Genomic DNA, 23,513 nt, shown 5'->3' with positions numbered 1-23,513 from the left:
GGCTTTTAGATGTCCAGCAGCAGACGCGCCGGGTCTTCCAGCAAGTTCTTGATGGTCACCAGGAAGGTCACGGCTTCCTTACCATCGATCAGGCGGTGGTCGTAGGACAACGCCAGGTACATCATCGGACGGATAACCACCTGACCATTCACGGCCATCGGACGCTGGATGATGTTGTGCATACCCAGAATCGCGGCTTGCGGTGGGTTGACGATCGGCGTCGACATCATCGAACCGAAAGTACCACCATTGGTGATGGTGAAGGTGCCGCCGGTCATTTCTTCGATCGACAGTTTGCCGTCTTTGGCTTTTTTGCCGAAGGTGGCGATGCCGTTCTCGATTTCAGCCAAGCTCATCAGCTCGGCATTACGCAGCACCGGGACTACCAGGCCACGGTCGCTGGACACGGCAACACCAATGTCGGCGTAGCCGTGGTAAACGATGTCATTACCGTCGATCGAGGCGTTGACTGCCGGGAAACGCTTCAGCGCCTCGGTAGCGGCCTTGACGAAGAACGACATAAAGCCCAGGCGCACGCCATTGTGGCTCTTTTCGAACAGGTCCTTGTACTTCGAACGCAGCGCCATGACTTCGGTCATGTCGACTTCGTTGAAGGTAGTCAGCATCGCCATGGAGGACTGAGCTTCGACCAGACGCTCGGCGATCTTGGCACGCAGGCGGGTCATTGGCACACGCTTCTCGGTACGATCGCCAGTGGCGAATACCGGTGCAGCAGCAGGCGCGGCAGGCTTGGCGGCAGGTGCAGCAGCCGGCGCGTTCTTCTTCGCTTCAACGGCAACAACCACATCTTCCTTGGTTACACGACCGCCTTTACCGGTGCCAGCAATGCTGTTCGGGTCAATGCCATTTTCTTCGGCGATCTTGCGCGCAGCTGGGGAGAGGATCTGGTCGTCGCCTGCGGCAGCAGCTGGTGCAGCGGCGGCAGGTGCAGCAGCCTGAGCGGCAACAGCCGGCGCAGGAGCAGCAGCGCCGCCTTCACCCAGGGTGCCGAGCAGTTCGTTGGACAGAACGGTGTCGCCTTCATTCTTGATGATTTGCGCGAGGACGCCATCGGCCTCGGCCAGCACTTCGATCACTACCTTGTCGGTTTCGATGTCGACGATCAGTTCGTCGCGCTTGACCGCATCGCCCGGCTTCTTGTGCCAAGTGGCCACGGTGCCGTCGGCAACCGATTCCGGGAAAGTAGGGGCTTTGATCTCGATAGCCATTGTGTGTGGTTCCTTAAATTCGGTTTCTTCTAGCAGGCGGCCCAGTTGGCCGCCTGTTGCGCGAAGGCGTTAAACAGTAAAGGCGTCTTGCAGGAGTTTTTCCTGCTGTTCGGCGTGCATCGATGCATAACCACAGGCCGGTGCAGCAGACGCATCACGACCGGCGTACTCGAGGAACAGCGCTTTCTTGTGCGCTGTCGCCACGCGACGCATGTGATGCTGGCTGCAGTACCAGGCGCCCTGGTTCATCGGCTCTTCCTGACACCAGACGATGTGCTTGAGGTTCTTGTACGGGGCAATTGCCTCGGCCAGATCATCTTCCGGGAACGGATAGAGCTGCTCGATACGCACAATGGCGATGTCTTCGCGGCCTTCGTTGCGGCGCTTCTCCAGCAAGTCGTAGTAAACCTTGCCGCTGCACAGAATCAGACGCTCGACTTTCTTCGGGTCGATGGCATCGATCTCCGGAATCACGGTCTGGAACGAGCCTTCGGCCAGATCTTCCAGAGTCGAGATGGCCAATTTGTGGCGCAGCAGCGACTTCGGCGTCAATACGACCAATGGCTTGCGCAGCGGGCGAATCACCTGACGACGCAGCAAGTGGTAGATCTGCGCTGGGGTGGTCGGTACCGCCACCTGCATGTTGTGCTCGGCGCACAGCTGCAGATAACGCTCCAGACGCGCCGAGCTGTGCTCAGGCCCCTGCCCTTCATAACCGTGCGGCAGCAGCATGGTCAGGCCGCACAGACGGCCCCACTTGTGCTCGCCACTGGAAATGAACTGATCGAACACCACCTGAGCACCGTTGGCGAAGTCGCCGAACTGCGCTTCCCAGATCACCAGCGACTGCGGCTGTGTGGTGGCGTAGCCGTATTCGAAGGCCAGTACGGCTTCTTCCGAGAGGAAGGAGTCGTACAGATCGAAACGTGGCTGCCCCTGATACAGGTTCTGCAGCGGCAGATGGGTGCCGGCATCCTTCTGGTTGTGCAGCACCGCATGACGGTGCGAGAAGGTGCCGCGGCCGATGTCCTGGCCGGTCATGCGGATCGGGTGGCCTTCGAACAACAGGGTGGCGTAGGCCATGGTCTCGGCGTAGCCCCAGTTGATCGGCAGCGCACCTGCGCTCATCTTCTGGCGGTCTTCGAGAATTTTCGCAACCTGGCGCTGCACGACGAAGCCTTCCGGAATTTCCAGCAGCTTGTTGGACAGCTCCTGCAGGGTTTTCAGCTCGAAACGCGTGTCGTGACGCGCGGTCCAGGCGTGACCCAGGTACGGACGCCAATCGACGAACAGCTCCTTGTTCGGCTCTTTGACCAAGCTCTTGACCACATGCTGACCGTTGTCCAGCGCTGTGCGGTACTCGTCGATCTTGGCCTGCACCTCATCGGCCGACTGACGCGCGGCTGCAGTCAGCACTTCGGCATACAGCTCACGAGTGGTGCGCTGCTTGGTGATTTGCTGATACATGATCGGCTGGGTGCCGCTCGGCTCGTCGGCCTCGTTGTGGCCGCGACGGCGGTAGCAGACCAGGTCGATGACCACATCACGCTTGTACTGCATGCGGTAATCGACAGCCAGCTGGGTGACGAACAGCACTGCTTCCGGATCATCACCGTTCACGTGCAGGATCGGCGCCTGAATCATCTTCGCCACATCGGTGCAGTACTCGGTGGAACGCGAGTCCAGCGGGTTGCTGATGGTGAAGCCGACCTGGTTGTTGATCACGATGTGGATGGTGCCGCCCGTCTTGAAGCCGCGAGTCTGCGACATCTGGAAGGTTTCCATGACCACACCCTGACCGGCGAAGGCCGCATCACCGTGCAGGGAAACCGGCAGCACTTTTTCGCCGCTGGCATCGCTGCGACGGTCCTGACGGGCGCGTACGGAACCTTCGACCACTGGAGAAACGATCTCCAGGTGGGACGGGTTGAATGCCATCGCCAGGTGTACTTCACCGCCAGCGGTCATCACGTTGGAGGAGAAACCCTGGTGGTATTTCACGTCACCGGAGGACAGGCCTTCGGTTTTCTTGCCTTCGAACTCGTCGAACAGGTCGCGCGGGTTCTTGCCGAAGGTGTTGACCAGTACGTTGAGGCGGCCACGGTGGGCCATGCCAATGACGATTTCCTTGGTGCCGTAAGAACCGGAACGCTGGATCAGCTCATCGAGCAGCGGAATCAGGCTCTCGCCGCCTTCCAGACCGAAACGCTTGGTGCCTGGATACTTGGTGCCAAGGTACTTTTCCAGACCTTCAGCTGCGGTCAGGCGCTCAAGCAGGTGGCTCTGCACCTCAACCGAAAATTGTGGGCGACCACGGACGCTTTCCAGACGCTGCTGGAACCAGCTGCGCTGCTCGGAATCAACGATATGGGTGAACTCGGCACCGATGGTGCGGCAATATGTCTGCTGCAACGCATCGCGAATTTCGCGCAGAGTAGCCTCTTCCTTGCCAATGAACAGCCCACCGGTACGGAAGGTAGTGTCCAGGTCGGCATCGGTCAGACCATAGTGATTGATTGCCAGGTCAGCCGGCACAGGACGCTTCCAGAGGCCAAGCGGATCGAGCTGGGCAGCCTGATGGCCGCGCATGCGATAAGCCTGAATCAGGCGTAGCACTTCGACTTGCTTCTTCTCGTGCTCACTGCTGACGCTGCCAGCGGACACTGGTTGGGCGCGGCGCTGATTTTTAGCGAGCAGGACGAAATGATCGCGAATCGTTGAGTGCGATACGTCTGTGGCGGCGCTGCCGTCGGTCGGCAACTTCTGGAAGTAAGTGCGCCACTCTTCTGGCACAGCGTTGGGATCGTGCAGGTAAAGCTCATAGAGCTCTTCCACATAGGCAGCGTTACCACCGGATAGGTGGGCACTGTCCCACATGCGCTGCATCACGCTTTCTTGCATGCTTGGTCACCCTCGGTAAGGGGACACCACCGGCGAAGAAACCGCATGGCTGTCAGTCCTGAAGCAGCGACTGGTAAGCCACTACGGATCCCGCAGATAGTCCGGGCACCAGCCCGGATGCCCCTGCTGGTCGTCATATTTTTCAAATTAAGAACCACCGCTTTGTGAGCAGCAGCCCTGGCTAAAACTACGGCGCTGGGTTGAAAGCAGCGCCGCAGGTGTTACAGGTCTAGCAAACAACCGTGAATCAGGTACCGCTTTTCAGCAGCATGTTACGGACGTGGCCGATCGCCTTGGTCGGGTTGAGACCCTTAGGGCAGACGTTCACGCAGTTCATGATGCCACGGCAACGGAACACACTGAACGGATCATCCAGCGACGCCAGACGCTGTTCGGTCTGGGTATCACGGCTGTCCGCCAGGAAACGATAAGCCTGCAGCAGCGCAGCTGGACCGAGGAACTTGTCTGGATTCCACCAGAACGACGGACAGCTGGTCGAGCAGCACGCGCACAGGATGCACTCGTACAGACCATCCAGCTTCTCACGCTCTTCCGGCGACTGCAGACGCTCGATGGCCGGAGCCGGCGTGTTGTTCTGCAGGTATGGCTGCACCTTCTCGTACTGCTTGTAGAAGATGCTCATATCAACAGCCAGGTCACGGATGACCGGCAGGCCAGGTAGCGGGCGAATTACCAGCTTGCCGCCTTTCAGGCCAGCCGCCGAGATCGGCGTGATGCAGGCCAGGCCATTCTTGCCATTGATGTTCATGCCATCGGAACCGCACACGCCTTCACGGCAGGAACGACGATAGGAGAAACCCTCGTCCTGTTCCTTGATCAGCGCCAGTACGTCAAGAACCATGATGTCCTTGCCGCCGGTGTCGACCTGGAAATCCTGCATAAACGGAGCAGCATCTTTTTCCGGGTTGTAACGATAAACGCTTACTTGCAACAGATTGGCTTGCGACATATCAGGCACCCTTAATAAGTCCGGACCTTGGGTTCAAACGCTGGAACTGTCTTCGGCGAGAAGTTGACCGAACGCTTGCTCACGCGCTTTTCACCTGGGATATACAGGGAATGGCACAGCCAGTTTTCGTCGTCACGTTCTTCGAAGTCTTCACGAGCGTGAGCACCACGGGATTCTTTACGAACCTCGGCAGCGATCGCGGTGGCTTCTGCCACTTCGAGAAGGTTTTGCAGTTCCAATGCTTCGATACGCGCAGTGTTGAATGCCTGGCTCTTGTCCGCGATCTTGACAGTCACGATCCGCTCACGCAGGTCGGCCAGTTGGGCGATGCCCTTCTGCATGTACTCACCGGTGCGGAATACACCGAAGTAGTTTTGCATGCACTGTTGCAGCTCTTTACGCAGCGGCGCGACATCTTCGCCAGTGGTGCGCTCGTTGACGCCCGCCAGACGCTTGAGCGACAGCTCGATGTCGGTTTCGCTGGCACCACGGACTTCCACGCCTTCTTTCAGCGCTTTTTCCAGGTGCAGGCCAGCAGCGCGACCAAACACCACCAGGTCGAGCAGCGAGTTGCCACCCAGACGGTTGGCACCGTGAACCGATACGCACGCCACTTCGCCCACGGCGAACAGACCTTCGATGATCTTGTCGTTGCCGTTGGCATCCTGGGTGATGGCCTGACCGTGAATATTGGTCGGCACGCCGCCCATCATGTAGTGGCAGGTAGGGATGACCGGAACCGGAGCGACGACCGGGTCGACGTGAGCGAAAGTCTTCGACAGCTCACAGATGCCTGGCAGGCGGCTGTGCAGCACGTCTTCACCAAGGTGGTCGAGCTTCAGCAGTACGTGGTCCTTGTCCGGGCCACAGCCGTTGCCGGCGATGACTTCCTTGACCATGGAGCGGGCAACCACATCGCGACCAGCCAGGTCTTTAGCGTTCGGCGCATAGCGCTCCATGAACCGCTCGCCATGGGCGTTGATCAGGTAACCACCTTCACCACGGCAACCTTCAGTAACCAGTACGCCAGCACCGGCAATACCGGTCGGGTGGAACTGCCACATCTCGATGTCCTGCACCGGCACACCAGCGCGCAGGGCCATGCCCACGCCATCACCGGTATTGATCAGGGCGTTGGTAGTGGAGGCGTAGATACGCCCCGCACCGCCAGTGGCCAGAACCACAGCCTTGGAGCGAATGTAAACGGTCTCGCCGTTTTCAATGCAGATGGCAATGACACCGACAATCGCGCCGTCCTGGTTCTTCACCAAGTCCACGGCATACCACTCGTTAAGGAACGAAGTGCCAGCTTTCAGGTTGGCCTGGTACAAGGTGTGCAGCAGTGCGTGACCGGTACGGTCAGCAGCAGCGCAGGTACGTGCAGCCTGAGTTGGGTTATTCGGACCTTTGGACTGGCCACCGAACGGACGCTGATAGATGCGGCCCTGTTCAGTACGGGAAAACGGCAGCCCCATGTGCTCCAGTTCGAATACGGCCTCTGGACCCACGGAACACATGTATTCGATAGCGTCCTGGTCACCGATATAGTCGGAACCCTTGACGGTGTCGTACATGTGCCAGCGCCAATCGTCGTTCGGATCGGCCGAAGCGATGGCGCAAGTGATACCACCCTGAGCAGATACAGTGTGCGAACGAGTCGGGAAAACCTTTGTGACCACCGCGGTCTTGTGGCCGCCCTGAGCCAGTTGCAGCGCGGCACGCATGCCTGCACCACCGCCACCAACAATGATGGCGTCATAAGAAAGAGTGCGAATGCTTGTCATGGATCAGTTACCCCAAAAAATCTGCACGCCCCAGACGAACATCGCGAACATGGCAACGCCACACGCAGCCTGGAACAGAAAACGCACAACAGTCGCCCACTTACCCAGCGCCATTGGCGTCAGGTAGTCGGTGGAAATTGTCCACATGCCAACCCAGGCGTGTACGCTGAGCGCCACCAGGGTCAACAGACTGAAGATACGCATTGCGTTATTGGAGAACAGCGCCTGCCATTCGGCATAACCCAGGCCCGGATTGCACACCACATAGCCCAGCAGGAAAAGCACATAAGCCGCGAGGACGACAGCAGATACACGCTGCGCCATCCAGTCATAAAGACCCGAACGCGAGAAGTTCGTGACGTTGGTTACCATATCCACACCCCCAGCAGCACGATCACGATCGTCGAAACGACGATAACGATTTTCGAACCCAGCTTGCCGCCTTCCAGCGTCTCACCGATGCCCATGTCCATGATCAAGTGGCGAATACCGGCCACCAGGTGGTACAGCAGAGCGGACAACAGCCCCCAAATCACAAACTTGGCCAGCGGGCTGGTCAAGCACTCTTTCACCTCGGCAAAACCTTCTGCAGATGTCAGCGACTTGTCGAGCCCGTACAGCAGCACGGCAATGCCGAAAAACAGAATGATTCCAGAAACGCGGTGAAGGAATGACGTAACGCCAGTGATAGGAAGTTTGATCGTCCTAAGGTCGAGGTTTACAGGTCTTTGGCTATTCACGGCTTTTTTTATCACACTGAGAGCCCCTAACTATCAGGGCAAAGTTGTCGGGAAGTGCACTGGTCAGGTACCCATCACCCAAGGAGTGACAGCCACCAAAAGACAGGCTAAAGCCCTTGGTAGCTGGGCGCAGAGTATAGACAGTTAGGTTACTAATGACAACGCAAAGCCCCCTACCTAAAAGCGCATTGCACACCTCTAATAAATGGCGTAAAGAGCCGCTTTAAAAGCCCGAAAACAACCCGCAAACCCTTCTGCCGCCTGGGTTTTCGCAAATTGACATTCGAATTTATCTCACTATAGTGGTGCGAGCCCTGCGTGGGGGGGGCAGTCAGATGATTTCAAGCATAACTAGGAGGCCAAACATGGCTGACAAAAAAGCGCAGTTGATCATCGAGGGCGCAGCCCCCGTCGAGCTGCCCATTTTAACCGGCACCGTTGGTCCCGATGTAATTGACGTGCGGGGCTTAACCGCCACGGGCCGTTTCACATTTGATCCTGGCTTTATGTCCACCGCCTCGTGCGAGTCGAAGATCACCTACATCGACGGCGACCTGGGCATCCTGCTGCACCGCGGCTACCCCATCGAGCAGCTGGCTGAGCAATCCGATTATCTGGAAACCTGCTATCTGCTGCTAAACGGCGAACTGCCGAACGCAGAAGAGAAAGCCAAGTTCGTCAGCACCATCAAGAACCACACCATGGTTCACGAGCAACTGAAGACCTTCTTCAACGGCTTCCGTCGTGACGCTCACCCGATGGCCATCATGTGCGGCGTAGTGGGTGCCCTTTCGGCCTTCTACCACGACTCACTGGACATCAATAACCCGCATCACCGCGAAGTATCGGCCATGCGCCTGATCGCCAAGATGCCAACCATCGCCGCCATGACCTACAAGTACTCCATGGGTCAGCCGATGATGTATCCGCGTAACGACCTGAACTACGCGGAAAACTTCCTGCACATGATGTTCAACACCCCGTGCGAGATCAAACCGATCAGCCCGGTACTGGCCAAGGCCATGGATAAGATCTTTATCCTGCACGCCGACCATGAGCAGAACGCCTCTACCTCTACCGTACGCCTGGCTGGCTCCTCGGGCGCCAACCCGTTCGCCTGTATCGCTGCTGGTATCGCCGCCCTCTGGGGCCCGGCGCACGGTGGCGCCAACGAGGCCGTACTGAGCATGCTGGATGAGATTGGCGATGTTTCCAACATCGACAAATTCATCGCCAAGGCCAAGGACAAGAACGACCCGTTCAAACTCATGGGCTTCGGTCATCGCGTTTACAAAAACCGCGACCCGCGCGCCACCGTGATGAAGCAGACCTGCGACGAAGTACTGAAAGAGCTGGGCATCAAGAACGATCCGCAGCTGGAACTGGCGATGCGTCTGGAAGAAATCGCCCTGACCGACTCGTACTTCAAAGAGCGCAACCTGTACCCGAACGTCGACTTCTACTCGGGCATCATCCTCAAGGCCATCGGTATTCCGACCAGCATGTTCACCGTGATCTTCGCCCTGGCGCGGACCGTCGGCTGGATCTCGCACTGGAAAGAAATGCTCTCCAGCCCGTACAAGATTGGCCGTCCACGCCAGCTGTACACCGGCTACGAGCAGCGCGACCTGAAGAAGTAATTCAGCTTTCGCCGCACAAAAAAGGCTGCCCTCGGGCAGCCTTTTTTATTGTGCTGAATAAGCCAGCATTACGGCTGTTCAGCCAACTGACGCAACCCCTGCAAGGTATTGAACGGTGCATCCACAACAAAGCTATTGGCCAACCAGGCCTGCACGCTGCCACCGGGCTCAGAATGCACCTGGTAGATCACCTCGATTTCGCCCTCGCGCGGCGTAAGGCTCCAGAAGCCTTCAACCTTGCTCACCCGCACAAAGCCTTGCTGCAGTGGCAAATAGTCGGCAACCCCATGCAGGGTGCGGGTCACCCGGCCATCGGTATCACGCGTGGTGGTTACCTGCAGGATTGAATCACGCGGTTGCACCGGCCAGGGTGTATGGAAGCGACTATAGGCCCAACTCTGATCGCCCTCATGTTTGAGCAGCCTTTGCTCGCTGCAGGCATGAATCCAGGCGCAGGCTGCACTGACATCATCCTGCAGGGCCAACAAGCGTGGCATATCCACTCGTATACGAGTGACACCGCGAAACGCCTGAAAACTTGAACCTGGGATCTGCTGCAGATAGACCTGAATACCCGCTTCATCCTTGACCAGGCGCCATTGCGTCGCCTGCGCCCCGCTCACCGACAGCAACGCGACAATGCCCAAGAGCAGCCCTGTAAACCGCACCATCATGCCTCCGGCAGCCAATAACTCTGCGCCACAGTATCAGACTGCAACGGCCGTGCTCTGCTCCAGCCAACCAATCAACTGCAGCGCCTCTGCCGTGGTGCTGCCGCATACATACTCGGCAGCATGAAATGCGGAACACACTGCAGGCCGCTCAGGCTGGCCGAAAATCAGGCAGTAGTTATTCGCATCCAGCTGCACGCAGCGCACACCCGCCGGCTTGCCATCGGGCATACCTGGGATGGGGGAGCTGATTGAAGGGGCAATGCAGCAGGCGCCGCAGCCGGCACGGCAATTCATGACAGGAAAACCTCAAAATCACAGCACAGAGTACAGACCGACGATTCTACGTGGGTACAGATGGCTTGGCAGCCGTCCATCTATAGATTCAGGCGAGCGGTAAGCGCAGGCGGAACTGCGTGCCCTGCCCCGGCACACTGCGTACCTGCAGTTCTGCGCCGAGAATATCCACGGCCAACTGGTGGGTGATATGCAGACCAAGCCCGGTGCCTCCGCGTCCGCGCCGGGTGGTAAAGAACGGATCGAAGATCTTCCCCAGCACCTCCTCACTCATGCCGTCGCCGTTATCGCTGACTTCGATCACGCATTCGCGGCGCATCTCATCATGCTCGACCCTGACCGTAACCACGCCGTTCATGCCCGAATCAAAGGCATGGATCAGCGCATTGTCGATCAGGTTCTGCAGGATCTGGCCCAGAGGTCCCGGATAGCTGTCGAGCATCAGGCTCGGCGGCAGCTCCAGCTGCACCCGATGGTTTGACTGCTTGAGCTTGGGGGCAAACAGCAGCATGACCTCACCGACCAACTCGACCAGATCAAAGCAGCGACGCTCGGTACTCGCACGGTCACTGGCCAGTTGTTTGAAGGCCCGGGTCAACTGCGCCATGCGCGTCAGGCTATTGAGGATAATCGCCAGTCCTTCATCATTGCGCTGCACAAAGCGCTCCAGCGCCGAACGCTGCAACCCTTCACTGAGACTCTTCTGCAGCCCTTGATTACCCTTATCCAGGGTTGAGGCAGCCATGATTGCGGCCCCAATCGGCGTATTCAGCTCATGCGCCACGCCGGCGACCAAGGTGCCCAGCGAGGATAGTTTTTCCGCCTGAATCAAGGCCCCGCGCGTGCGCTGCAACTGTTCCACCGTGTCACGCAGCTCAGTATTGCTCTGTTGCAACGCCTGACTGCTGACTTCCAGAGCCTCACGCACCTGATCACGCTCGAACTCCGCCAAGCCGAGGTGCAACACCACCAATAACCCAAGAGAGAGCATCACGCAGACAAACAGTAAAACCTGCCAGAGTACTTGCCCACGCAGCCCCTGAATCTGCTCCTGAGGCAGGTGTGAAACCAGTAACCAGTACTCACCCGCTGCCGCGCCTTGGCCGTTGCCCTGGTAGGGATCGAACTTATTGAAGGCCCAATAACCACCACTGTCGCTAAACACGCCATTGCGGGCAGCCTGCATACGCCGCCAGCTACCCGGAAAGCGGCTGGCCAGCGTTGCCTCAGGCCTGCCCAGAGCAAAGCCCCAGGCATCTTGCACATCAGCGGCGAGCATCCAATAGCCTTCATGGTCGACCAGAGTCAGGTTGTTGCCGTAACTCTTGGACACCTCGGCCAGACGCTGCAGCAGCACTTGCCCCAGGTAATTGAGGATCAGAATTCCGCGTCGCTCGCCCTCGCCATCGAAAATCGGCTCGGCACCCCGCAGCGTAGGCTTGAGTGGTTGTTCGACGCGGCCCAAATCAGCGTTCAGGTCAAAACGTGAGAGATAGAACGCGCCCGGTGGCAGGTTCATGGTTTCAACGAAATAATAGTGCTGCGCCTGGTTGTGCAATTGCGCCTGATCACTCGCCAGTGGCTCGCCATCACGCCAATCAACCCGCACCTGCTCTACACCACGCTCATCCAGCCAGCGAATCTGGTCATAAACCATACTGCTACGGGCGAACTCGACAAACAGTTGACTCAGGGCACGCCGGTTATCCGTACTAGGGTCCTGTAGCACTTCAGCCAACAGCGGCTGTTGAGTGAGAAATTGCAGATTGCCACGCAAGGTCGCCAGGTGCCGATTGAGCACACCGCCCCCCTCGTTCAGGCTGACCTGCTGATCGCGCAACAACGGCTCAAGTCGCACATCCAACAGGCGCTCGTAAAGCAGCGCCATCAGCAGCAGAATCAGCAACGTCCACGGCACAAATAACAGCAATAGGTTGCGCCTGACCGGTTGCGACAACAGCCTGTCGCGCCTGGATTGCTGCATCAGGCCATGCGCCCTGGCCAGTCACTCAGCCAGCTGAGTAAATCTGCGCAGGCCATCGGCTTGGCAAACAGATAGCCCTGCGCCTGCCGGCAGCCATGCTTGAGAATCCAGTCGGCCTACTGTTGGGTTTCGACGCCTTCGGCAATTACCTGCATGCCAACCCGCGCAGCAATCTGGATCACCGCCTCGGCGATCATTTGCTGATCGCTGACCTCACCGATTTCCAGAACAAAACTGCGATCGATTTTCAAGCGATCGGCTGGCAACAGTCGCAGGTAGCTGAGTGATGAGAAACCAGTGCCAAAGTCATCGATGGCCACCTCTACGCCCATAGCGCGTAGCGCACGGAGCTTTTCACAGACTGTATCAAAGGTGCGCATGGCTACCGATTCGGTAATTTCCACCTCGATCTGCTCAGGCACTACCCCCGCCGCCTGCAGATGCGAGTTGAACCGCTCGATAAAGTCATGCTGCAGCAGCTGCGGCGCGGAGACGTTAACGGCCACGCGAATATGCGGATAACCGGCATCAGTCAGCTGTTTCGCCGCCTGCAGGGCCAAGCGCATCAACAGATCGCCGAGCGGCAGGATGTAACCGGTGGCCTCGGCCAGGGGGATAAAACTCAGCGGCGGAACCATCTTGCCGTCGGCCTTGCGCCAGCGAGCCAGCGCTTCCACACCGGTAATGCGACGGGTTTGCAGGTCGATCTGCGGCTGTAACTCGACACTGATCTGCCCGGCCTCCACCGCATCGCGCAAAGCCAGCAGCATGCGGTATGACTCGGCATGCGCACTCTGCAGGCGCGGATCATAGACACCATGCTGGTCGTGACCCAGGCGCTTGGCCTGTTTCAGGGTCAACAACGCATCTTGCAGGGCCACGCTGGCGCTGCCGGTAAAATCAGCCAGGTGCATGGTCACGCTGCTCAGACTGTGCACCTGGCCCAGCTCATAAGGGCGTTTATGCCGGCGGAACAGTGCCACCACGTCCGCGGCATTAACCTGGGTTTGCGGGCCGAGGATGGCAAACAGGTCATCACGTACCCGGGCAATCAGAACCTCATGGGTGAAAGCGTCACGTAGTTTCTTCGCCACCAGGCCGAGAATAAAGTCGCCATAACCGGTGCCAAAGGCGGTGTTGGCACCGGAGAAATTATCGATATCGATAAGCACCAGCACGCGCTGATCCTTGGCCTCGGACTTCAGGGTCATATCCAGCATGCGAATCAGCGCATTGCGGTTGGGGATCTTCAGCAGGTCGTCCTGATAGGCCATCTCCTCCAGGCGGCTGAACAGCGCGATGTTGTACAGGCCACGACTGATACTGACACTGAACACCTTGAGCAGCTCCAACTCGGTGTCATCCAGAGTCCGCGCACTGTCGATATAGCAAACGTAATCCGAGCCAGCCTGAAAGCGCGGAAAGAACAACACCGTGCAATCGCTCAGACGCAGGGTCTGCTGCGCCTGCAGGCATTGGCGCACCGCCGCTGCGACCTCTAGCTGCAACACGTCCAGATTGGCGTCGACACAGTCGAAAAAACGCCCGCTGGCGCTGACAATTCGCGCATTGGGTTCAGCCGTGGCGTCCCCCTCATCGGCGCGCACGCAGACAATGCCCTCGGTCTGCAGATCAAGCAGCGAGGTGATCTCCGACAGAATCTTGGCCGATAGCTCGCGGGTATTCTTCGAACAGAAAAGTGCATTGCTCGACTCGACGATCATCTGCAAACCGCGCCGCGCACTGGCTACAGCCCTGAGCTGGGCATAACCGCGCACCGCGGCGGTGAGCACCGTCAGCAAGCGCTCGGCACTGAGTTCACTCTTGGTCCAATAGTCAATGATGTCGTAATCGCGCATCACTTCATGGGCCGGCGCCAGGCCTGGCTCACCGGTGAGCATCACCACGCGGGTTTCGCGATTGCCGATCACCTCACGCAGCGCCTTGATCAGGCGCAAGCCGGCGTCTTCGGTTTCCATCACCACATCAAGCAACACCAGGGCAATGTCATGGTGCTTGGCCAGCAGCATCGAGGCTTCACGGCAGCTGAACGCCTGAATCAACTCAATACGCCCGCCCAGCAGCTCCAGTTCGCTCAGGGCAAAGGCGATGGCACGCTGGAAGCGGCGTCATCATCAACTGCCAGCACGCGCCACACGGGCTGGCTGGTGGTGCAGGGAAGGTCGTCACTGAATGCAAATTGGTCATCCATGAACAGTGCCCGCCTGCCTGAACAGAGAGAACAGCGCCGAATCCATACTGGCTTTGAACCCAGTATAGACGGCTGTAGCTGCCAGCTAGCGCTTGTTCAGGCGGGCAAACAGACTGGAAGTGTCCCAACGGCCGCCGCCCATGTCCTGCACATCAGCGTAAAACTGATCGACCAACGCGGTTACCGGCAACTGCGCGCCATTGCTGCGTGCCTCGGCCAGCAGAATCGACAGGTCCTTGCGCATCCAGTCCACGGCAAAGCCGTGCTCGAACTCGCCAGCCAACATGGTCTTGTGGCGATTTTCCAGCTGCCAGGACTGCGCCGCGCCCTTGCTGATCACGTCCATCGCGCCATGTGCATCGAGCCCGGCGCACTCCGCAAAATGCAGGGCCTCGGATAAACCCTGCACCAGGCCGGCGATGCAGATCTGGTTGACCATTTTGGTCAGCTGACCGCTACCGGCTTCGCCCATCAAGCGGGTCATGCGTGCATAGGCCTGAATGATCGGCTCAGCCTTGGCGTAGGTCGCAGCCTCGCCACCGACCATGATGGTCAGCGCACCGTTCTGCGCACCGGCCTGACCGCCGGATACCGGCGCATCGAGAAAACCCAGTTGGTGGGCAGCGGCCTGCTCGGCCAGCTCACGCGCGACCTGCGCCGAGGCGGTGGTGTGATCGACCAACACCGCACCGGGTTGCATGCCGGCAAAGGCGCCCTGCTCACCCAACACCACACCACGCAGATCATCATCATTGCCCACGCAGACCATCACAAACTCAGCGCCCGCAGCCGCTTCACGCGGGGTCGGCGCGTGGCTACCGGCATATTCGGCGGCCCACTGCACAGCCTTGGCGGCAGTGCGGTTGTACACACACACCTGATGCCCGGCGCGCGCCAGATGCCCGGCCATCGGGTAACCCATTACGCCCAGCCCGATAAACGCCAGCTTTGCCATATCCACCTCTACCTTCTAGCGCCATTCACAACGCGTTTTTGCTTAACCTCATATCCGCATTGCCCGGCAGATACGAACCCGGCTGCAAGCATGCCCGCCACATGGGGTCAGCGCCAGTACAGCCATAGGGCAAAACTGTATGGATGCACCCGACCAACAGGCTTTACCCAGAGTTAAAACTGCTTCCATACTCGCGGCACGCTAAGGAGGGCCTATGCAGCATTGGCTGGTAATCGACCTGGAAGCCACCACCGAAGAAGGCGGTTGGCCGGTCACAGATATGGAAATCATCGAAATCGGCGCCAGCCTGGTCAATGCTGGCGGCCATGAAATTGAGCATTTCCAACGCTTTGTGCGGCCCACTCGGCGCCCGCACCTGACCCACTTCTGCCGTCAGCTCACGCAGATCAGCCAGGCCGATGTCGATGCCGCGGCGCCGCTGAGTACGGTGTGGGCGCAATTCGAACGTTGGTTGCTGGCCCATCAAGCGCAACTGGTGGGCTGGGCCAGCTGGGGCGACTACGACCGCCGTCAGTTTGAACAGGAATGGCATGCCCATGGGCTGAACAGTTACCTGAGCCAGATCCCGCATATCAACCTGAAAAAACGCTTTGCCGAAGCCCGCCAGCTGCCCAGCCCGATTGGTTTGAAAATGGCGCTGAATCTGGCGGGTTTGCAGTTCCAGGGCCAGCAACACCGTGCCCTCACCGATGCGCGCAATACCGCCCGGCTGCTGCCACTGGTTTTGCCTGCGCAAAGCAGATGACGAAGAAAAACCGCTTGGGCATACTGGCTGACCTTTTCTAACCCCTTTCGAGGAACTGCAGATGTTCAAGGTCAATGAATACTTCGACGGCACCGTCAAATCCATCGCCTTCGGCATGGCTGAAGGCCCGGCCACCATTGGCGTGATGGCTGCAGGCGAGTATGAATTCGGCACCAACCAGCTGGAAATCATGCATTTGGTCGCCGGCGCCCTGACCGTGAAACTGCCAGGCAGCGACAGCTGGGAAACCTTCACCAGCGGCAGCAAGTTCACTGTACCGGCCGACAGCAAATTTCTGCTCAAGGTGGCAGCTGATACCGCCTATCTGTGTGAATACCGCTAAGCCTTAGCCGTGGTGCATAAAAGCCGGCCTCAGTGGCCGGTTTTTTTATTACTGGATAGATATCCAAAGGAACAGCCATGCCGCGCTCAGCGCAATTCTCTCTGGTGATCCTGCCGATCCTGTTGCTGCTGATCGCCATGACCTCGATCCAGAGCGGCGCGTCCCTGGCCAAAGGACTGTTCCCGGAGATTGGTGCCAGCGGCACCACGGCCCTGCGTTTGAGCCTTGGCGCGCTGATCCTGTGCATCCTGATGCGACCCTGGCAGGCCAAGCTGACGCTGAAGTCCTGCCGTTCGCTGCTGGCTTACGGGTTGTCGCTGGGCGGCATGAACCTGCTGTTCTATCTCTCGTTGAAAACCATTCCACTGGGCATTGCCGTAGCCCTGGAATTTACCGGGCCACTGGGCCTGGCGCTGTTATCGTCACGCCGTCTGGTGGATTTCATCTGGATTGCCCTGGCGGTTTTCGGCCTCTGACTGCTGTTACCCACTGGGCAAAGCGATGTACCGCTGGACCCGGCCGGCATGGGCCTGGCGTTGGCAGCAGGGCTGTGCTGGGCGCTGTATATCATTTTCGGGCAAAAAGCCGGATCGGAACACGGCAAGCACACCGTGGCACTCGGCACCATAGTCGCAGCCCTGCTGGTGTTCCCGATTGGCCTTTGGCAAGCCGGCAGCGGTCTGTTCTCCGTGGACCTGCTACCCATTGCCCTCGGCGTCGCCGTGTTGTCCTCGGCCCTGCCCTACAGCCTGGAAATGGTCGCCCTGACCCGCCTGCCCGCACGTACCTTCAGCATCCTGATGAGTATGGAGCCGGCGATTGCCGCGCTTTCCGGCCTGCTGTTCCTCAGCGAGCGCTTGACCCTCAGTCAATGGCTGGCGATCAGCGCCATCATCCTTGCCTCAGCCGGTGCGGCGGCGACGATCAGGCCGAAAACCAAGGCCTTCTGAGTCGCCACTGTGACATGCAGGCGAGCAGTAGCCTGGCAGGTGTGAGACCCGCAATCGGTGCTTACTGTGGCTTGAACACCATAAGTGCATAGATCGCCAACATGGCGAAAAAAGCCGGGATACCAAGCCAGAACCAGATACGCGCACAGCGCCAATAGCTCGCCGGTAGCGCCTGATCGGTCGCCAGCGCCGCCGCTGCCAGGGCGCGCATGCGGTACTGCAGCCAGACCACCGGCAGCCAACAGACCCCGGCCAGGACATATAGCAGCAGAGTCCAGGCGATCCAGGTGCTGCTCAGCGAATAGCCGGCGATATGCAGCATCCACAAACCAGTCAGCGGTTGCAGGATGATCGCCGGGGTGGTGAACAGCCAATCGGCCAGCACCACCAGTCGACTGGTATAGACGATGGCCCGCACATCTCCGCTGCGGTCGATCATCCATTTGTAGAAGGCAGTACCGAACCCCACGCCCACCAGCACGGTGGCACTGAGGATATGTAGCCATTTAAGGCTTAGGTAGAGCATGGGCGTAGGCCTGCTTCGATCTGCAGCCCCTCCAGTTCGGCCAGATATTCGTCGACGCTAAGCAATCCCATACAGGGCATGGCGCCGCGTTGTTCGAGGTTGCCGGCGGCCAGTTTGCGCGCCAGCGCCACCGCCGCCATGCAGGGGATATTCGGCCCATGGTTGTCACGGGCGATCAGTTCCCAGCACAGGCCCAAGGGCTGGCCATCCGCGCCCTGCCCCTGCAGCTTGACGAACATGCCGCTCAGGCGGTCGCCGAAGGGCTCCACCAGCACCGCACCGCGATGCAGCAAGCCGGCCAAGGGCACGCCGCTGCGCAACAAGCCGCCGCGCACCAACCAGGACAGCAACCAGGTGCCGAACTGGGTCACGCGCAAACCTACCCCTGCCGAAAAACGCACATTGCGCACGCCCACATAGCGAGCGGGAAACAGCTCCAGATCGGGAATATCGCAGTTGCCCAGCCAGCGCCGGCCCAGCGGTGCGGGAAAGTCATGAGCCGTCAGCTCCTGCCAGCCATAGACCTCACGCCACTGACCCTCGCGCCACTGGCGAAACGGCTTGCCGCAATAGTTGAGTACCGCCGCCAGGGTCGATACCCCTGGGGTTTTCTCCGAGGAGCTGATGCCGTGCCAGATGCTGTCCAGGCGACCGAAGCGCGGCAGCAACTGATCGATCACCGCAGCGCTCAGAGCCGGCACCGAACTGGCACCGCTGCTGATCAGCACATTGGCCTGGCGCGCCGCCTGGTCGAGTTCGCCTATGCCGCAGGCGAATTTGCGGGCATCGGCCAGGTCAAGGTAATGCACGCCGGCAGCAATGGCGGCCTGGGCCACGCGATAATCCTGGTCCTGAAACGGGCCAGCGGTGGAAATCAGCAAATCGGTACCCAATTCGCTCAGTCGCTCAGTCGCTCGGCCAGATCTGCCTGATTGCCATCCAGACGCACGGCTTGGCAACCCGCCTGGGCCGCCAACCGCTCGGCCTTGGCCTGATCGCGACCGGCAACCCACACACTCATGCCAGTGATGCTGCACAGACGATTGACGATAACAGTGCCGAAATTGCCGTAACCGCCCAGCACCACAACCTTGAAGTTCTTATCTGACACTGTGCGATTTCCTTTCTCAGGCGGTTTCTACGCTGTCGCTATTGAACTGCAACTCGGCCAGCCGCGCATACAGCGGACTGTTACTGACCAGCTCGCTATGGCTGCCGATAGCCGCCAGCTTGCCGTGCTCGATCACTGCGATGCGGTCAGCGCTTTTTACCGTGGACAGGCGATGGGCAATCACCAGGGTGGTTCGGCCTTCCATCAGCGGCGGCAAGGCTTGCTGAATCAGATGTTCGCTCTCGGCATCCAGCGCGCTAGTAGCTTCATCCAGTAGCAGAATCGGCGCATCCACCAGCAATGCCCGAGCAATCGCCAGGCGCTGACGCTGACCACCGGAAAGTCCCAACCCGGCATCGCCGAGGTGAGTCTGGTAGCCATCCGGCAGCTTCATAATAAATTCGTGGGCATGCGCCGCTTTGGCCGCAGCTTCGACCTCAGCCAGGCTGGCATCGGTACGTCCATAGCGAATGTTGTCCTCCACCGAGCCGAAGAACAGCGCCGGATTCTGCGACACCAGGGCAAAGCTGTTGCGCAGCTCGCGCGGATCAAGCTGCTGGATCGGCACGCCGTCGATCAGGATGCCGCCCTGCTGCGGGTCGAAAAAGCGCAACAGCAGATCAAACAGCGTCGATTTACCTGCGCCAGACGGCCCGACCAGCGCCAGGGTTTCCCCCGCTGCAACCTGTAGATCAATACCGTCCACGGCGAAACTACCGGGGCGCGACGGATAGGCGAAACGCAGCCCTTGCAGTTCGATGCGGCCCTGCACCGGCCGGGTCAGATGCAAGGCATCCGTAGCCGGTGGGGTGATTTCATTGCGCGCCTGCAACAGCTCGGCGATGCGCTCGGCAGCGCCAGCGGCGCGTTGCAGCTCGCCGATCACCTCACTCAAGGTGCCAAAGGCCGAGCCGACAATCAGGCTGTAGAACACGAACGCCGCCAGCTCACCGCCGGAAATCCGCCCAGCGATCACGTCCATGCCACCGACCCAGAGCATCACCCCCACCGCGCCGAGCACCAGCACGATCACCACGGTAATCAGCCAGGCACGCTGGGCAATCCGCTGACGCGCAGTGTCGAAGGCGGCCTCGGCGGACAGGCCGAAACGGCGCTTGTCCTCATTCTGGTGGTTGTAGGCTTGTACGGTCTTGATCTGCCCCAGCACCTCGCCGACATAGCTGCCGACATCTGCCACCCGGTCCTGGCTCTGCCGCGACAGCGCGCGCACGCGGCGGCCGAATATCAGAATCGGCGCGACCACCAGCGGCAGCGCCATCAACACGATGCCGCTGAGCTTGGCGTTGGTCACCACCAGCAGCACACTGCCGCCGACCAGCATGATCAGGTTGCGCAGCGCCATCGACAGCGACGAGCCGATCACCGATTGCAGCAGCGTGGTATCGGCAGTCAGACGCGACTGAATCTCCGAGCTGCGGTTGCTCTCATAAAAGCCTGGATGCAGTTCGATCAGGTGGTTGAACACGCGCTTGCGGATATCGGCGACAAAACGCTCGCCAATCCACGACACCAGGTAAAACCGAGTAAAGGTGCCGATGGCCAGTGCCAGCACCAGCACAAAAAACAGCCCGATCGACTGCTGCAAGGCTGCCGGCGATTGAGTGGCCAGACCCTGATCGACCAGCAGTTTGATGCCCTGCCCCATGGACAGAGTGATGGCCGCAGTAAACATCAGCGCCAGCAAGGCCCCGAACACGCGACCGCGATACGGCGCGATAAAGCGCCACGCCATGCGCAGGGCATTGCGCTGACGGGAAGACAGGATCGAAAGCATGAAAGCTCGCTGGGGCGCTGACGCCCGTTAATGAGAAGGCGATTGCGGCGTTTCCGCCCGCCAGGCCAGCCAACACAGCGCCAGGGCGGCGAGGTTGGTGCTCAGCGGATTGAATGCCTGCAGCAGTAGATGGGGGCTGAATAGCGCCACATCAAGCAGCAGCCCAATCAACAGCACGCCGGCCAGCAGCAAGGGCCAACGCTGACGCCGCCACAGCAGCAACAAACCCAGAGTAATTTCCGCCAGCCCGGCGATGCGCGCTACCCATACGGGAGCCGGCAGGTTATGGGCCTGGATCATCGTCAGCTCATCCGGGCTTAGCCAGAGAATCTTCGGCACCAGGCCGTGCCAGATAAACACCAGCGCCAGGGCGATACGCGCGACCCAGGCGATCTGCTGTAAACGGGGATCAGTCATGCAAGAAGCGCCGGGCATGGTCGGCGTTTGGTATGAGGCAACTGTCGTAGCGACCAAATAGCCGGTAGCGATTCAGGGCAATACGGTCGTAGCACCAGTCGCGCACAGGCCGTGGGATCAGCCGCAGCCAGGCCAGCCAGCGCCATGGCTGCGGCAGCAGGGCGACAATGCTCAACACTGCGTCCGAGCGCAACAGCATCTGACCATTCTCGATCAGCGCCATGCTGTCGAAATGATCGGTGGGCAAACCGCCCCACTTCAATAACGCCTGGCCCTCGGCCGACTGCACCGAGGCCAAGCGAAAGCGCTGCTCAACGTCATGGCGAATCAGAAACTTAGCCCAACCGTTACACAGCTTACATATCCCATCAAATAGCACCACGCGTTCGCCAGGCTGGATAAGCGGTGGCGGTGTTTGTGATTGCTCCTGCATAGCCAACTCCTGCTGCACAGCCCTCAGGCTGCGGGAATACGGTAGTGACCGGTAATCTTAAAGCTGAAGAGAATGTCCTCTTCCTGGGTGCCGCGGCCGATATTGTGCAGCACCAGGGGTACGCCGCTACCGGCTTGGCGGTCGCTGATAATGCCGATATGGGTCAGGCCGCCGCCCAGATCCCAGGTGACGATATCACCAGGCCGATAGCGCTCAGCATCCTGGCCAAGCGCCAGCGCCCAGCCCTGACGCTTGAACCAAGTCATCAAGTTAGGCACACGGCGGTGGTCAATATTGCTGTCGGGGCGGCTTAGCCCCCAGTTCTTGGGATACAGGCGAAAATTCGCGCGCATATCCTGATGCACCGCTTGCTGCAAATCCAGGCCTTGCTTGCGCAGCGCGCGGATTACCACATCAGTGCACACACCGGTATTAAGCGGTACATCGCCATTGGGGTAACTCAGGCGGCGGTAGGCGGGGTCATAACTCAGGGTTACGCCGACCTGCTCGCGGGCCGCTGTGACCAGGGCATCGCCCTGCAGTGCCCAGGCCTGGGCGCTTAGCAACATAGCCAATGCAAACAGCAGAATCGCCCGCATAACGCCTCCTCAGTGGTTCAACGGCTATTTGCCCACGGGATACAGCAGCTCTTCCTTATAACCGGCCCACACCCGCACGGCATCGGGAAAGGTATCGTCCAGCGCCACGTCGCCGCTGTCCACCAGCAACGGCCGGCCTTCCAGCGTGCCGAGCTTGCGCTTGGTAGCGACGACACGCAGGTTCTCCAGGCCGATGGCGCGCAGCACCCGTGGGCTGATCTGCTGATTGCCGCGGCCAATAATATGACCCTGGCCGCCAATCGCAGTCACCAGCAGCCGCGCTGGATGGCCATCAATCAGCTCGAACAACTGCGCCTCGGTGACATCACTGGCCAACAGCTGACCATTCTCGATCACATCGACGCCGAGCAAGGTGGTCTGCACGCCGAGGTTCTGCGCCAGGCCATGCAGGGTCGAGCCGGGGCCGAACACATAGCGCACATCGGTTTCCCAGCTGTCCTGCAGCCAGTCGGCCAGATCATTCAGCACCAGCTCTTCGGACTCCACCCCGCCCTGCTTGACCTGCTGCACATAGCCGCCTTCCTGCGGTACGGTCAGCTCGCCGTACCAGCGCGCGGTCACGCGGCCTTCGCGCAGGGCGCTTTCATCGATATCGCGCACTTCACCACTGCTCAGGCGCACCAGGCCGCCCTCGATCAGCCGTGCGGTCAGCTCGCCGGCGGCGCGCGGGCTGATAGCGTAGACCCCGGACTGGATCTTTACCCCAGCCGGAATCCCCAGCACTGGCTGCCCTTCGCGCGCTGCGGCGCAGATATCCCGCGCCGTGCCATCGCCGCCGGCAAACAGAATCAGCGCCACGCCAACATCCTGCAGCAGTTCAACGGCCTGACAGGTATCGGCGGCGCTGCTCGGCCCTTCGCCCAGCTCACCGACCACACGGTGGGCAAAGCCCATCTCGGTCAGCAGATCGGCGCCCATGGCGCCGGGAAAGGTGACGAACTCCAGACGTTCACGTAGCGGCAGCAACACCTCAAGCGCCGTTTGCGTGCGCAGCGCCGCTTTGGCTTCAACCCCCAAAGCCAGGGCCTGCTCGGCCATGCCGTCACTGCCCTTGAACCCCGCCGGGCCGCCCAGCCCGGCCAATGGGTTGATGATCAAGCCAATATGGAAAAGCCCCATAACACCCTCTGATTCAATACCTGCAGGCCCTGGCACATTGTCTGCAATGC

At 59.8% G+C, this 23,513-nt stretch carries 22 protein-coding genes and 1 pseudogene; 4 read left to right on the top strand and 19 right to left on the bottom strand.

Going from position 1 to position 23,513, the window contains the following annotated elements:
* Positions 1–5: 5 nt before the first annotated feature.
* From odhB to sdhC, 6 genes are all read right to left on the bottom strand, one after another.
* Positions 6–1,229 carry a 2-oxoglutarate dehydrogenase complex dihydrolipoyllysine-residue succinyltransferase gene (gene odhB, locus BLW24_RS19560; protein ID WP_090386133.1) on the bottom strand — a complete coding sequence of 408 codons (1,224 nt, stop codon included), beginning with the start codon at positions 1,227–1,229 and terminating at the stop codon, positions 6–8.
* A gap of 69 nt (positions 1,230–1,298) precedes the next feature.
* Entirely contained in the window at positions 1,299–4,130 is a 2,832-nt protein-coding gene (locus tag BLW24_RS19555) for a 2-oxoglutarate dehydrogenase E1 component (protein ID WP_090386129.1), read from the bottom strand.
* 247 nt (positions 4,131–4,377) lie between these two features.
* A complete protein-coding gene (locus tag BLW24_RS19550) occupies positions 4,378–5,085 on the bottom strand; it encodes a succinate dehydrogenase iron-sulfur subunit (protein ID WP_090387804.1) in 708 nt (235 codons plus the stop codon).
* 26 nt (positions 5,086–5,111) lie between these two features.
* Positions 5,112–6,884: a succinate dehydrogenase flavoprotein subunit gene (gene sdhA / locus BLW24_RS19545; protein WP_090386126.1), complete on the bottom strand. Its 1,773-nt coding sequence runs from the start codon at positions 6,882–6,884 to the stop codon at positions 5,112–5,114.
* Positions 6,885–6,887: 3 nt separating this feature from the next.
* Entirely contained in the window at positions 6,888–7,256 is a 369-nt protein-coding gene (gene sdhD, locus BLW24_RS19540; protein ID WP_090386123.1) for a succinate dehydrogenase, hydrophobic membrane anchor protein, read from the bottom strand.
* Positions 7,250–7,636 carry a succinate dehydrogenase, cytochrome b556 subunit gene (gene sdhC, locus BLW24_RS19535; RefSeq protein ID WP_208600239.1) on the bottom strand — a complete coding sequence of 129 codons (387 nt, stop codon included), beginning with the start codon at positions 7,634–7,636 and terminating at the stop codon, positions 7,250–7,252. The genes sdhD and sdhC overlap by 7 nt, the downstream gene beginning before the upstream one ends.
* Positions 7,637–7,989: 353 nt before the next feature.
* On the opposite strand from sdhC, the gene gltA reads away from it, so the two are divergent.
* Entirely contained in the window at positions 7,990–9,264 is a 1,275-nt protein-coding gene (gene gltA, locus BLW24_RS19530) for a citrate synthase (RefSeq protein ID WP_090386118.1), read from the top strand.
* A 68-nt stretch (positions 9,265–9,332) separates the two neighbouring features.
* Here gltA and BLW24_RS19525 read toward each other — a convergent pair whose 3' ends face one another.
* The 5 genes from BLW24_RS19525 to BLW24_RS19505 form a co-directional block, all read right to left on the bottom strand.
* Positions 9,333–9,935: an START domain-containing protein gene (locus tag BLW24_RS19525; protein WP_090387803.1), complete on the bottom strand. Its 603-nt coding sequence runs from the start codon at positions 9,933–9,935 to the stop codon at positions 9,333–9,335.
* 36 nt (positions 9,936–9,971) lie between these two features.
* A complete protein-coding gene (locus BLW24_RS19520; protein ID WP_090386115.1) occupies positions 9,972–10,232 on the bottom strand; it encodes a YkgJ family cysteine cluster protein in 261 nt (86 codons plus the stop codon).
* A gap of 88 nt (positions 10,233–10,320) precedes the next feature.
* A complete protein-coding gene (locus BLW24_RS19515) occupies positions 10,321–12,216 on the bottom strand; it encodes a sensor histidine kinase (RefSeq protein WP_090386112.1) in 1,896 nt (631 codons plus the stop codon).
* 116 nt (positions 12,217–12,332) lie between these two features.
* Positions 12,333–14,279, bottom strand: a complete 1,947-nt coding sequence (locus BLW24_RS19510; protein ID WP_090386110.1) for a putative bifunctional diguanylate cyclase/phosphodiesterase — start codon at positions 14,277–14,279, stop codon at positions 12,333–12,335.
* Positions 14,280–14,513: 234 nt separating this feature from the next.
* Entirely contained in the window at positions 14,514–15,383 is an 870-nt protein-coding gene (locus BLW24_RS19505; RefSeq protein ID WP_090386107.1) for an NAD(P)-dependent oxidoreductase, read from the bottom strand.
* A gap of 214 nt (positions 15,384–15,597) precedes the next feature.
* Between BLW24_RS19505 and BLW24_RS19500 the strand changes: the two genes are divergently transcribed.
* From BLW24_RS19500 to rhtA, 3 genes and pseudogenes are all read left to right on the top strand, one after another.
* On the top strand, positions 15,598–16,149 hold the full coding sequence (locus tag BLW24_RS19500) for a 3'-5' exonuclease (protein ID WP_090386103.1): 552 nt from the start codon (positions 15,598–15,600) through the stop codon (positions 16,147–16,149).
* Positions 16,150–16,210: 61 nt separating this feature from the next.
* On the top strand, positions 16,211–16,492 hold the full coding sequence (ppnP, locus tag BLW24_RS19495; RefSeq protein ID WP_090386096.1) for a pyrimidine/purine nucleoside phosphorylase: 282 nt from the start codon (positions 16,211–16,213) through the stop codon (positions 16,490–16,492).
* Positions 16,493–16,569: 77 nt separating this feature from the next.
* Positions 16,570–17,442, top strand: a pseudogene (rhtA, locus tag BLW24_RS19490) (threonine/homoserine exporter RhtA).
* Positions 17,443–17,503: 61 nt separating this feature from the next.
* Here rhtA and BLW24_RS19485 read toward each other — a convergent pair.
* Genes BLW24_RS19485 through BLW24_RS19455 form a run of 8 tightly spaced genes read right to left on the bottom strand, consistent with a single transcriptional unit; the run spans position 17,504 to position 23,463 of the window.
* Positions 17,504–17,968, bottom strand: a complete 465-nt coding sequence (locus BLW24_RS19485; RefSeq protein ID WP_090386093.1) for a DUF2269 family protein — start codon at positions 17,966–17,968, stop codon at positions 17,504–17,506.
* Positions 17,956–18,861: a saccharopine dehydrogenase family protein gene (locus BLW24_RS19480; RefSeq protein ID WP_244161214.1), complete on the bottom strand. Its 906-nt coding sequence runs from the start codon at positions 18,859–18,861 to the stop codon at positions 17,956–17,958. The genes BLW24_RS19485 and BLW24_RS19480 overlap by 13 nt, the downstream gene beginning before the upstream one ends.
* Positions 18,862–18,866: 5 nt before the next feature.
* Positions 18,867–19,079, bottom strand: a complete 213-nt coding sequence (locus BLW24_RS26650; protein WP_244161213.1) for an SDR family oxidoreductase — start codon at positions 19,077–19,079, stop codon at positions 18,867–18,869.
* Between the two features lie 16 nt (positions 19,080–19,095).
* Positions 19,096–20,874 carry an ABC transporter transmembrane domain-containing protein gene (locus tag BLW24_RS19475; RefSeq protein ID WP_090386090.1) on the bottom strand — a complete coding sequence of 593 codons (1,779 nt, stop codon included), beginning with the start codon at positions 20,872–20,874 and terminating at the stop codon, positions 19,096–19,098.
* Positions 20,875–20,901: 27 nt separating this feature from the next.
* Complete coding sequence (locus tag BLW24_RS19470) at positions 20,902–21,291, bottom strand: DoxX-like family protein (protein ID WP_090386087.1); 390 nt, start codon at positions 21,289–21,291, stop codon at positions 20,902–20,904.
* Positions 21,284–21,724, bottom strand: coding sequence for a thiol-disulfide oxidoreductase DCC family protein (locus BLW24_RS19465; protein ID WP_090386084.1), 441 nt, complete (start codon positions 21,722–21,724; stop codon positions 21,284–21,286). Before BLW24_RS19465 ends, BLW24_RS19470 begins: the two co-directional genes overlap by 8 nt.
* Before the next feature lie 23 nt (positions 21,725–21,747).
* A complete protein-coding gene (locus BLW24_RS19460; protein ID WP_090386081.1) occupies positions 21,748–22,323 on the bottom strand; it encodes a DUF1287 domain-containing protein in 576 nt (191 codons plus the stop codon).
* Between the two features lie 24 nt (positions 22,324–22,347).
* Positions 22,348–23,463, bottom strand: coding sequence for an ATP-NAD kinase family protein (locus BLW24_RS19455; protein ID WP_090386078.1), 1,116 nt, complete (start codon positions 23,461–23,463; stop codon positions 22,348–22,350).
* Positions 23,464–23,513 lie beyond the last annotated feature (50 nt).

Origin of the sequence: Pseudomonas anguilliseptica (genome assembly GCF_900105355.1) — a bacterium.
In the GTDB taxonomy this organism is placed as follows: domain Bacteria; phylum Pseudomonadota; class Gammaproteobacteria; order Pseudomonadales; family Pseudomonadaceae; genus Aquipseudomonas; species Aquipseudomonas anguilliseptica.
The sequence above is the reverse complement of the archived record's forward strand: the minus strand, read 5'-3'. Positions and strand labels throughout refer to the sequence as shown.